The following is a 12,515-nucleotide window of genomic DNA, read 5'->3' as shown; positions in this document are numbered from 1 at the left end:
ATGACTCCTTCATACTATTTTTGGCATTGGGGACAATAATGTGTGTTTCTGCCCGCAATGACTTTTGTTTGAATCGGTCCGCCGCAAACTGGGCAAACTTTCTTTTTATATACTTGCAAGTAATTTTGCATTTGACCTGTTTTACCATCAGCATGGCGATATGAAGAAATACTTGTGCCGCCATTTTCAATACCCAAACGTAATACTTTCACTACTTCATCAAATACACGTTTTTGTTCATCATCATTTAATGAATCTGCACTGCGTTCAGGATTGATTTTTGCATTAAATAAAGCTTCACAAGCGTATATATTTCCACATCCTGCGATAACTTTATGATCTAAAATCACTTGTTTAATTGGTTTTTTATGATATGTTTTCGTTTCTAATTGATGCTTAAAATGAGCAAAGGCATTTTCATCAAATGGTTCAGGGGCCATATCGGAAAAAGAAGAATGCGCAGATAAATCTGCTACATTCTTGATTTCACCGAAACGGCGTATATCTGAATAAATAAGTTGTTTACCATTACTTAATTTAAAATTGACATGCCAATGTTTTTTATAATTTGGAACAATAATATCATCTAATGTATCAACAACAAAGAACCCGCCTGACATTCCTAAATGGCTTACCAATACCCTTTGATCATCATTTGTTTCAATGTGAAAAAGGATATATTTACTTCTTCGTTCCACCCGTGTAATTTTATATCCTTCTGAATATAATTTAAACATTGGTAAATCTATTTGTTTAATAATCGTATCTTTTCCAATTTCTTTTCCGTTAATGACAGCATTTGAGAACTCAACTTCTTCAATACGTTGATTTAATACTAACGGTTCAATGCCGCGTTTTACATGTTCAACTTCTGGTAATTCCGGCATTCAAATTCCTTCTTTCTATTTTGCATCATACCATGTTGGGCCATAATTTGTGTCCACTTGCAATGGTACGTCTAAATCTATAGCATTATCCATTATATCTTCAATAAATGCACTGAATGCTTCTACTTCTTCTTCAGGAAGTTCAAATATCAACTCATCGTGCACTTGTAAAAGTAAATGCGCATGAAAATCTTTATTTTTAATTTCTTTATCAAAGTTCACCATGGCTAATTTTATAATATCAGCAGCACTGCCTTGAATTGGTGTATTCATAGCTGTTCGTTCCGCGAAGCTTCTACGATTAAAATTACGGCTTGTAATATCCGGAATATATCTACGGCGGTGTAATAAAGTTTCTACGTATCCTTTAGCTTTGGCATCTTTTACAATATCGCTCATATATTGTTTTACACCAGGGAAGCTATCTAAATAATCATCAATAAATTGCTTTGCAGCTTTTCTAGTAATACCAAGACTTTGACTTAAACCGTAATCACTGATTCCATAAACAATACCAAAGTTGACTGCTTTCGCTTGTCTGCGCATTAAACTATCTACTTCGTCTGGTTCTACACCGAATACTTTCATTGCAGTTGCCGTATGAATATCATGCCCTTCTCTAAATGCCTTTATCATACTTTCATCTTGAGTAATATGCGCAAGCACGCGTAATTCGATTTGTGAATAGTCAGCTGACAAGATAACATTTCCTGGTTCTGCCGGTTTGAATGCTTTACGGATTCTGCGTCCTTCTTCTAATCTTACTGGTATATTTTGTAAATTTGGATCCACAGAAGACAATCTTCCGGTTTGAGCTAATGTTTGATTGAAGTGCGTATGAATCCGATGGTCATTTTGAATTACTTTTTGTAAACCTTCGATATACGTTGATTGTAATTTAGAAAGCTGACGATATTCGAGTATATCATCAATAATAGGATGTTCACCTTGTAATTGCTCAAGTACATCTACAGCAGTTGAATAACCAGTTTTTGTTTTTTTAATAACAGGCAATTTGAGATTTTCAAAAAGTACTACACCTAACTGTTTAGGTGAATTAATATTAAAGTCTTCACCTGCAGCATCATGTATACGTGTAATCAAGGTATCTAATTTACCTTGAATTTCTTTTTCCATTTCTTTTAGTTCATCAACATCTGTATAAATACCAAGTTCTTCCATTTCTCCTAAAATACGCGCGAGCGGAAGCTCTAATGATTCAAATAAATCAAGTTGATTAAACTCTTCAAGCTGATCATACATAATTGGTGTACTTTCAGAAATTGCATCTAAAATAGAAGCGATATAGGTATCAAGTACCTCATCTTCAGGTATTTGTCTTTTACGTCCTTTACCGTAAATATTTACTTCTTCAGCCACGTAATTTTGACCGTAATTATGAACAACTGAATAAACATCATCAATACTTCTTGATGGGTCTAATATATAACTTGCTAACATAATATCGAATGAAACATTTTTAATATCGATATTCAGGCGATGCGCTTCAGCATAAGTTTTTTTAGCATCATATACACGTTTTCTTGTTTGATCATTCTCTAACCATTCAACTAATTCAGGATAGTCATTAATTTGTTCCGCATTAATGACAACAAAATGTCCATCAGCTTGAATGCCGAACTTAAGAATATCTGCTGTTAAATAGTCTCCTTCATCCACTTCAAAATGAATTGATGCTTCTGATAAATCGTTGAAGTTGATATTTTCGAAGTTGTGTTCTACTTCGTATTCTCTTTTTTCTTCTGTTTTATCTTCTGCACTTACGTCGATTTGATTAAGCATTTGTTTAAAATCTAATTCTTTAAACAAATCTATTTTTGCAGTTTGATCTACATCGTCAGGTAGTTTTGTATCTTTTAATGAAACTTCAATTGGACTATCTCGTTTAATTGTAGCTAATTGTTTGCTCATGAATGCATCTTCTTGTCCATTTTCAAGTTTTTCTTTTAATTTTTTGCCAGACACTTCATCAATATGTTCATATAAATTTTCAACAGTTTCGAATTGATTTAAGAGCTTAATGGCTGTTTTTTCGCCAACACCAGCAATACCTGGAATATTATCAGATGTATCACCCATTAATCCTTTCATATCAATGATTTGAGAAGGTTTTAAACCATTATACTTTTCAGCAATAAATTCAGGTGTATAGTGGTCTACATCTGTAACCCCTTTTTTCGTATAATAAATTGTTACATTATCAGAAGCCAGTTGTGTTAAATCTCTGTCTCCTGTAACAATAATCGTTTGGATACCCGCTTTATCAGCTTCTTTACTTAATGTCCCTATGATATCATCCGCTTCATAGTTCTCTAATTCATAATGTTTAATCTGATAAGCATCTAATAATTGGCGAATTAAAGGAAATTGTTCGCTCAATTCTGGTGGTGTCTTTTGTCTGCCGCCTTTATAATCACCGAATGTTTCATGTCTGAATGTTGTTTTGCCTGCATCAAATGCAACTAAAAAATTTGTCGGCTGTTCTTCTTTTTTAATTTTTTCTAATAACATTGCGAATCCATATACAGCATTTGTATGGATACCTGCACGATTTGTCAAAAGAGGTAAAGCATAAAATGCGCGGAAACTTAAACTATTTCCATCAATCAATACTAATTTTTCCACGTGATAACCTCCTGAATTGATTTAATTCCATTTTATCATAAGTCATAATTCACTCACAAAATAAGCGCCGGAATCACTTCCGACGCATATATTAATTATGAATTTCGTGTTTTATTATCAAAGAAAATAATACGGAATGTAGTACCTACATCTGGTTCACTTTCAATTTGTATCCGGCCTTGGTAGGCTTCCACAATATGTTTGGTGATCGATAAACCAAGTCCTGTTCCACCAGAATCCCTGCTGCGTGCTTTGTCTACTCTGTAGAAACGTTCGAACACATGCTTTTGTTCTTCAGGCGCTATACCGATACCATGGTCTTCCACCTCTAATATACGTTTATCATCTTTTTGATAAACGCGTACATAAACGGTGCTTTCATCTGAAGAATAATTAATCGCATTACTGACTAAGTTCGTCACGACCTGTGCAATTTTTGAAGCTTCAGCATCAATCATGACGTGATTTTGAATTTCAGCATCGATTTCTATTGCTTTCCTTTGAGCATAAGCATACAGCGTATTTACAGTGGTTTGTGTCACTTCTGATAAATCAACACGTTCAGTTCTGATTTCAGTTTGTTGCTCAATATGAGACAAATCTAATAAATCTTCAACTAATGATTCAATACGATTCGACTCTTTCAGAATAATATTTAAAAACTCATCTAAAGAATTCTCGTCATTTTTCGCACCATCAATCAATGTTTCAGCAAAACCTTTAATCGATGTAATCGGTGTTTTCAATTCATGCGAAACATTCGCTACAAATTCCCGACGTAAGTTTTCAAGTTTTTTAAGACTTGTAATATCATGCAATACAACTACCATACCTTGCAGTCTTTTTTTATTGCGCGACAAAATTGGTACACAAGCAGTATCAAAATATTTTTCATGTACATTATTAATATATATTTCAACTTGCTCATTAATCGTTTTTTCAGTTTTAAAAGCATTGATAATCAATGTGTTTAATTTTCCTTGAATAACTCTATTGTAATTTTTATTTACAACACTTGTTTCCGGATTGAACATATCGTAATAAGCTGTATTCGCTACAACAATTTTACCGTATTTATCAATCATTAAAACTGAACTTGGTATATTTTCTAACGTAGTTTTCAATCGATTTGATTGAATTTTTTGTTCGTTATGCATTTTTTGTAATCGACGTGCTAATTCATTGGTCGTTACAAATAATGCTCTTGTTTCTTTCACATTACTTTCAGGAACACGGATATGATAATGACCTTGCGCTAATAATTTCGTAGCATAAGTAACATCATTAATTGGACGGATATAAGTTCTGTTGATATTTCTAACAATTAAAAATACGACTGCTAATATAAACATACCTATAATCACAATATACTTCCATGCTTCAAATTGAAGTTGTGAAATTTCATTATTATACCCTGAGATAATAATGTGATGATCATTATCAATATATTTATAGGTAAATCGATGATTACCTTTGTGTGTGTCATAAATTAAATTGGATGGATTTCCGACAACATTGATGTTCTCATTCGCCGGTACATTGTTTCCAGCTTTGAATAAAACTTTATGATCAGAATTTCTATGTACAGTAATCGCAAAATCATTCAAGCGTGCATATTCCCTAATAGCATTATCTTGATGTGCTTGATAAGACTCATTGACTCTTTCTGCATCATTTTTTAAATTTTCACTATCTCTACCTGAAATAGTGGTATAAATAGCATGATTAATCAGTAATCCTAAAGCAATGAGACAAGAGACAATCAATGTTACGAGCGTAAGCAGTAATCTTGTATAAAACTTCAATTAGCAGATTTCGGTCTTTCTAATTTATAGCCTAAACCACGGACAGTTTTAATAAGTTTCGGCTGCTTAGGGTTTTCTTCCAATTTATCTCTTAAATGACTGATATGCACATCAACAATACGTGAATCACCTGTAAATTCATAATTCCATACAGAATTCAACATATGTTCCCTTGTAATGACTCTGCCTTGGCGTTCAATCAAATACAATAATAATTCGAATTCTTTAGGTGTTAATTCTAATAATTCATTATTTTTATATACTTCAAAATACTCGGGTCTAATCTTGATGGAACCAATAATAACATCCTCGTTATCATTCTCGTCCTCTTTGACACTTTGAACTTGTTGAGAACGCCTTAAAATGGCTTTTACACGTGCAACTACTTCTCTAGGTGAAAATGGTTTAGTCATATAATCATCTGCACCAAGCTCTAAGCCTAGTACACGATCAAATTCATCATCTTTGGCAGTCAACATTAAGATAGGAACTAAGTTCTTATCAGAACGAATTGTTTTGCATACTTCAATTCCATCCAGTTTTGGAAGCATTACATCTAAAACTACTAAATCCGGTTGTACTGCATCTAACTTTTGAAGTGCTTCTTCTCCATCATATGCAACTTCAACAATATAACCTGCAGTTTCCAAGTTGTATTTCAGTAAAGTTACAATTGATTGTTCATCGTCGACTACTAAAATTTTTTGAGACATGGTCGTACCCCCTGTGTATTTTTCAACCTAATTATAACTTATATTTTCATAAAGATAACATACTATGTATTAACTTTACAGAAACTTAACAATTAGTTCATAATCTGAATTTTTGCGATTTCAAATAATAAAAAAAGCTATACTGCCTGAGTAGACAGTATAGCTGTAATGGATTTTGATTACAGATTTTTAATCAATTCATCAGCGAATTCTGATGTTTTAACTTCAGTAGCGCCATCCATCATACGTGCAAAGTCGTAAGTTACAACTTTAGAAGCGATTGTTTTTTCAATTGAAGCTGTAATTAAATCTGCAGCTTCTTGCCAACCTAAGTGTTCTAACATTAATACTGCACTTAATAATTCAGATGAAGGGTTTACTTTATCTAAATCTGCATATTTAGGTGCTGTACCGTGAGTTGCTTCAAAGATAGCATGGCCAGTGTCATAGTTAATGTTTGCACCTGGTGCAATACCGATGCCGCCAACTTGTGCAGCTAATGCATCAGAGATATAGTCACCATTTAAGTTCATAGTTGCTACTACATCGTATTCAGCTGGACGAGTTAAAATTTGTTGCAAGAAGATGTCAGCGATAGAATCTTTAATGATAATTTTACCGTCTGCAACTGCTTGATCTTGAATTTTGTTTGCTTCGTCTTTACCTTTTTCATCAACTAAACGATCATATTGTTGCCAAGTGAATACTTTATCTCCAAATTCATTTTCAGCTAAATCATAACCCCATTGTTTGAAAGCACCTTCAGTAAATTTCATGATATTACCTTTGTGTACTAGAGTTACAGATTTACGATCGTTATCGATTGCATATTGGATAGCTGAACGAACTAAACGTTCTGTACCTTCTTTAGATACTGGTTTAACACCAATACCAGAAGTTTCAGGGAAACGGATATTTGTTGCACCCATTTCATCTTGTAAGAATTTGATTAATTTCTCAGCTTCCGGAGTACCTTCTTTAAATTCGATACCTGCATAAATATCTTCAGTATTTTCACGGAAAATAACCATATCAGTATCTTCTGGACGTTTAACTGGTGATGGTACACCTTTGAACCAACGTACAGGACGTAAGCAAGCAAACAAATCTAATGTTTGACGTAAAGCTACGTTTAATGAACGGATACCGCCACCGATTGGTGTAGTAAGAGGTCCTTTGATAGCAATTAAATATTCTTCAATTGCATCAAGTGTTTCTTGTGGTAACCATTCTCCAGTAGTATCGTACGCTTTTTGACCTGCTAGAATTTCTTTCCATTCAATTTGCTTTTCACCATTATAAGCTTTTTCTACAGCAGCATCTAAAACACGACGTGATGCTCTCCAGATATCTGGTCCAATTCCGTCTCCGATAATGAATGGGATAATTGGGTTGTTTGGTACTAATAAACCGTCTTCTTGTTTAACAATTTTTTCTGGTGCCATTAATAATTCCTCCGTTACTTAAAATTATAAGTTTTTGCATTTCATATACTAAAACACTATGACCTATCTTTCTTCAATTGGAACATATACACGATTAGTTTCACCGATATACTTCGCACGAGGTCTCATAATACGGTTATCTCTATATTGTTCAAAGATATGTGCTAACCAACCTGAAGTACGGCTGATTGCAAAGATTGGTGTAAATAAGTCGTGTGGAATATTCATGCTATGATAAACAGTCGCACTATAGAAGTCAACGTTAGCAATAATGCCTGTACGTTCTTTCATAATATCTTCAATTTTCACTGAGATATCATATAAGTGTTTTTGACCTGTTTCATCTGTAATTTTCTTACTCATTGTTTTTAAATATTTCGCACGTGGATCGCCGTTTTTATAAACACGGTGACCAAAGCCCATGATTTTTTCTTTATTTTCGAATTTTTTGTCTAAATATGGTTCTACATCATCAACTGATTTGATTTCAGATAACATATTCATAACACGTTCGTTTGCACCACCATGCAATGGTCCTTTTAATGAACCTACTGCAGCAACAATTCCTGAGTACATATCTGATAATGAAGATACAGCACAACGAGCTGTGAATGCTGATGCGTTCAACTCATGGTCCGCATGTAATACTAAAGCTTTGTTAAATGCTTCTTCTTCAATGTCAGTAGGTACTTCCCCACGTAACATATATAAGAAGTTAGCTGCATAGCTTAAACCTTCTTTAGGTTTAACTGGTTCTTTACCTTCACGAACACGTTGGAATGAAGCTACTAATGAAGCCATTTTAGCTTGAATTCTAATTGCACGTTCTAATTTTTCTTCATCAGTTTCACTTTCGGCATTTTCATCAAAATGCGCAATGTAAGAAACAGATGTTCTTAAAGCTGTCATTGGATGTACATGATTAGTAGCATAGTCTTCAAAGTGTTCATATACTTTGTCATCTAATGTACCATATTCATACAACTTACTTTTCAACTCATCTAGTTCTTCTTGTGTTGGAAGTCTGTAATTCCATAGTAAGAAGATAATTTCTTCAAATGAAGCATTTTCTGCTAAATCATCGATGTCGTAACCCGCATATGTCAGTTGGCTATCGATAATTGAGCTCACTTTCGTTTCAGCTGCAATTACCCCTTCTAAACCTTTTTGCAATTCTGCCATATTAATTTCCCCTTTTCTATAACAAATTGAAATGGCTTTCATTTGTTATTATATCCAATTATCGCGATTTTGTGAACAATTAAGCAACTCTTATAAACATGTAAATATACATACAAAGCTAGTATCTAAAAGGTTTTTACCCCCAAAACGCCCTCCACTCGTACACTTATTACATTTTAATTGTTTTTAGTTCATTAAAATCCACTTTTTATGATGTGTCATTTTAAATATTTATCATTCATTATAACTATAATTCATTGTGAATTGCATGAAAATTTGCATTATTTGCAAAAAACATTTGTCATTACTTATAAATATGTGCATAATATTGATGAGGTGCAAAAAGGGAGTTGTTATGAATATGGCAAATAATAATTTACAAAGAGAACTGAGCAATCGTCACATTCAACTGATTGCAATTGGCGGCGCAATCGGAACGGGGCTATTTTTAGGGGCAGGACAAACGATTGCTATGACAGGTCCTTCCATATTATTAACATACATTATCATTGGATTAATGTTGTTTATGTTTATGAGAGGATTAGGAGAAATTTTAATTTCCAACACGAACTTCAAATCATTTGCAGATGTTACAAATGAATATATCGGGCCTTTTGCAGGATTTGTAACAGGATGGACGTATTGGTTCTGTTGGATAATTACTGGTATGGCAGAAGTTACTGCTGTTGCAAAGTATGTAAGCTTCTGGTGGCCACAAATTCCTAACTGGGTAAGTGCATTATTCTGTGTATTATTACTTATGGCATTTAACTTATTTAGTGCCAAAATTTTCGGGGAATTAGAATTTTGGTTTGCAATTATCAAAGTTACAACAATTATTGTATTGATTGTTGTGGGACTAGTTATGATTTTATTTGCATATAAAACTCAATTCGGTCATGCTTCATTTACTAACTTATATGAACATGGTATTTTCCCTAAAGGTGCAACAGGATTCTTCATGTCCTTCCAAATGGCATTATTCTCATTTGTAGGGATTGAAATCATTGGGGTAACAGCTGGAGAAACTAAAGATCCAACTAAAACAATACCAAAAGCTATCAATAGTGTTCCGATGCGTATTCTATTGTTCTACGTTGGTTCATTAGCAGTTATCATGTCTATTATTCCATGGAATAAAATGGACCCTTCAGAAAGTCCATTCGTTCGCTTATTTGCTTTAGTAGGTATTCCATTCGCAGCTGGTATCATCAACTTTGTTGTTTTAACAGCAGCTGCACCATCTTGTAACAGTGGTATTTTCTCAAACAGTCGTATGTTATTTGGTTTAGCGAGACAAGAACAAGCACCACCTCTTTTCAGATCTACAAATAAAAATGGTGTACCTCATATCGCAATTTTTGTTTCTTGTGCGCTATTATTAATTGCAGCATTATTGAACTATATCTTCCCTGATGCAACATTAGTATTTACGTATGTAACTACTATTTCAACAGTGTTATTCTTAGTTGTATGGGGATTAATCATCTATGCATACATCAGATATCAAAAACGTGAACCAGAACAACACAAAAATTCACCTTATAAATTACCAGGTGGCAGAATTTCTGGTTACATTATCTTATTATTCTTCGTCTTTGTGTTTGCGTTACTATTTGTAAACCCAGTAACACGTGTAGCAATCTTTATCTCACCAGTTTGGTTTATTCTTTTAGGATTCATGTATTGGAGATATACACAACAAGTTAAAAAACACCAAGGATAAGTTTTAATAATTCAGCACCTTTATTTCACTAAAAGAACGGGTACCTACTTCTGAGGTCACTCGTTCTTTTTTGATTAAATACAAAAAGTGTAATGATAAAAAATGATTCATACGCGCAACTTATCTCCTTTAATTTGGGTTTGTTCACTTTATATAATAGAGATAATTGCGCTTTATTGTACTAAAAATCGGACGAGTGATTTTCTTACCAATCCGATTTAGCATAGAATTTAATTATGATGTAATTTATATGTATGGAAAAGAGCTCAAACCTATTTCAAAAATAAGTTTGAGCTCTTTCTTTTCATTGATTATTCAATATAATTTATAGGATTAAAGTACGTTTGCATAACCATCATATACACGACCAGTGTTGGCATCAACAGTAATCACAACGTCATTTGCGATTAATTTAGTTGCATTGCTAGCGCCAACAATTGTTGGGATACCTTGTTCTAAGCCGATGATTGCGCTTGGAGAAGTAATACCGCCTTCTTCAGCTACTAAACCAGCTGCTTGTTCAATATATGGAACGAATGTTTCATCAGTTGAATGCGTTACAATAATTTTGTTTGAAAGATCTCTTCCTTCTAACTCAATTGCATCTTGAACAACAATTGCATTTCCTACTACTGAATTACGGCCGACACCTTGACCTTTAACAATTTCGTCACCAACTAAATGTAATTTCATCATGTTAGTTGTACCTTTTTCACCAGTTGGTACACCAGCAGTGATAATTAATAAGTCACCATTTTGTACACGACCAGTTTCAATTGCAGTAGCAACAGCATTGTTTAATAAAGCATCTGTAGTTTTACGTCCTTTTTTAACTACTGGGAACACACCCCATACTAATGCCAATTGGCGCGCAGTTTCTGGACTTGGAGTTACAGCAATAATGTCTGAATGAGGACGGAATTTAGAAATTGTTTTAGCTGTTGATCCACTTTCAGTAGCCGCTACGATTGCTTTAACTTTCAAGTTTAAAGCTGTATGAGCTACAGAAACACCAATAGCATTTACTAAGTTTGTTTCTTCCAGTTTAGTTCTGTCATTCAATAATTTTTTATAATCTTGTGCAGCTTCAGCAGCAACTGCAATGTTTCTCATTGCTTTAACCGCTTCTTCAGGATATAAACCAGCAGCAGTTTCACCAGATAACATAACTGCATCTGTACCATCATAGATAGCATTGGCTACATCACTTGCTTCTGCTCTTGTAGCACGCGGGTTACGTTGCATAGAATCTAACATTTGAGTAGCTGTGATAACTGGTTTACCTAATTTGTTACATTGTCTGATTAAATCTTTTTGGATAACTGGTACATTCTCAGGTGGAATTTCAACACCCATATCACCACGAGCTACCATTAAGCCATCAGAAACTTCTAGAATTTCTTTAATATTGTCGATACCTTCTTGGTTTTCGATTTTAGGAAGAATGCTGATATTTGTATTGCGTTCTTCTTCTAAAATTTTACGAATATCCAAAACATCACTTGGACGACGAACAAAACTAGCAGCGATAAAATCAACATGCTCATCAATACCAAAGCGGATATCATCTGCATCTTTTTCTGTGATACCTGGTAAATTAACTTTTACATTTGGCAAGTTAACACCTTTTTTATTTTTAATTTCACCAGAGTTTAAGACTTCACATAATACTTCGCCTTTTTCTTTATCTTTAGCTTTAACTTCTAATTCTACAAGACCGTCATCAAGTAAGATGAAAGAACCGATTTCAACGTCATTAATAAGGTCTTCGTAAGTCACTGAAAATTTATCAGCAGTACCTAAAACTTGATTCATGCTGACAATAACATCATTACCTTTTTCTAAATTAATAACGCCGTTTTCCATATCATGAGTACGAATTTCTGGTCCTTTTGTATCAAGCATAATAGCGATAGTTTTGTTTAAACGTTGAGATACTTCACGAATACGCTCGATACGCGCTTTATGTTCTGCATGATCACCGTGTGAGAAGTTCAAACGCGCAACGTTCATTCCAGCTTTCATTAATTTTTCTAACATTTCTTCAGATTCTGATGCAGGTCCAATCGTACAAACGATTTTAGTTTTTCTCATTATTAAAGCCTCCTAAT

At 33.8% G+C, this 12,515-nt stretch carries 8 protein-coding genes; 1 reads left to right on the top strand and 7 read right to left on the bottom strand.

The genetic code is table 11. The features are described from left to right. Nucleotides 1-14: 14 nt before the first annotated feature. From mutM to DYE31_RS06015, 6 genes are all read right to left on the bottom strand, one after another. On the bottom strand, nucleotides 15-887 hold the full coding sequence (mutM, locus tag DYE31_RS06040) for a bifunctional DNA-formamidopyrimidine glycosylase/DNA-(apurinic or apyrimidinic site) lyase (RefSeq protein WP_015900541.1): 873 nt from the start codon (nucleotides 885-887) through the stop codon (nucleotides 15-17). Nucleotides 888-902: 15 nt separating this feature from the next. Continuing rightward, nucleotides 903-3,533, bottom strand: a complete 2,631-nt coding sequence (gene polA / locus DYE31_RS06035) for a DNA polymerase I (RefSeq protein WP_015900542.1) — start codon at nucleotides 3,531-3,533, stop codon at nucleotides 903-905. 95 nt (nucleotides 3,534-3,628) lie between these two features. After that, entirely contained in the window at nucleotides 3,629-5,338 is a 1,710-nt protein-coding gene (gene pnpS / locus DYE31_RS06030; protein ID WP_015900543.1) for a two-component system histidine kinase PnpS, read from the bottom strand. Then, entirely contained in the window at nucleotides 5,335-6,051 is a 717-nt protein-coding gene (locus tag DYE31_RS06025; RefSeq protein ID WP_015900544.1) for a response regulator transcription factor, read from the bottom strand. Before DYE31_RS06025 ends, pnpS begins: the two co-directional genes overlap by 4 nt. A 179-nt stretch (nucleotides 6,052-6,230) precedes the next feature. Further along, nucleotides 6,231-7,496 carry an NADP-dependent isocitrate dehydrogenase gene (icd, locus tag DYE31_RS06020; protein WP_015900545.1) on the bottom strand — a complete coding sequence of 422 codons (1,266 nt, stop codon included), beginning with the start codon at nucleotides 7,494-7,496 and terminating at the stop codon, nucleotides 6,231-6,233. A gap of 63 nt (nucleotides 7,497-7,559) precedes the next feature. Then, nucleotides 7,560-8,678 carry a citrate synthase gene (locus tag DYE31_RS06015; RefSeq protein ID WP_046099201.1) on the bottom strand — a complete coding sequence of 373 codons (1,119 nt, stop codon included), beginning with the start codon at nucleotides 8,676-8,678 and terminating at the stop codon, nucleotides 7,560-7,562. Between the two features lie 361 nt (nucleotides 8,679-9,039). Here DYE31_RS06015 and DYE31_RS06010 point away from each other — a divergent pair, with 361 nt between their 5' ends. After that, the gene (locus DYE31_RS06010) at nucleotides 9,040-10,404 is read left to right on the top strand and encodes an amino acid permease (RefSeq protein WP_041612983.1); all 1,365 of its coding nucleotides are present in this window, start codon (nucleotides 9,040-9,042) and stop codon (nucleotides 10,402-10,404) included. 333 nt (nucleotides 10,405-10,737) lie between these two features. On the opposite strand, the gene pyk is transcribed toward DYE31_RS06010, so the two are convergent. Next, complete coding sequence (gene pyk / locus DYE31_RS06005; RefSeq protein WP_015900548.1) at nucleotides 10,738-12,498, bottom strand: pyruvate kinase; 1,761 nt, start codon at nucleotides 12,496-12,498, stop codon at nucleotides 10,738-10,740. Nucleotides 12,499-12,515: the final 17 nt, after the last annotated feature.

The sequence above is a fragment of the Staphylococcus carnosus genome (assembly GCF_900458435.1).
GTDB lineage: Bacteria > Bacillota > Bacilli > Staphylococcales > Staphylococcaceae > Staphylococcus > Staphylococcus carnosus.
Note: the sequence above shows the minus strand (reverse complement) of the source record. Positions and strands in the feature narration are given on the sequence as shown.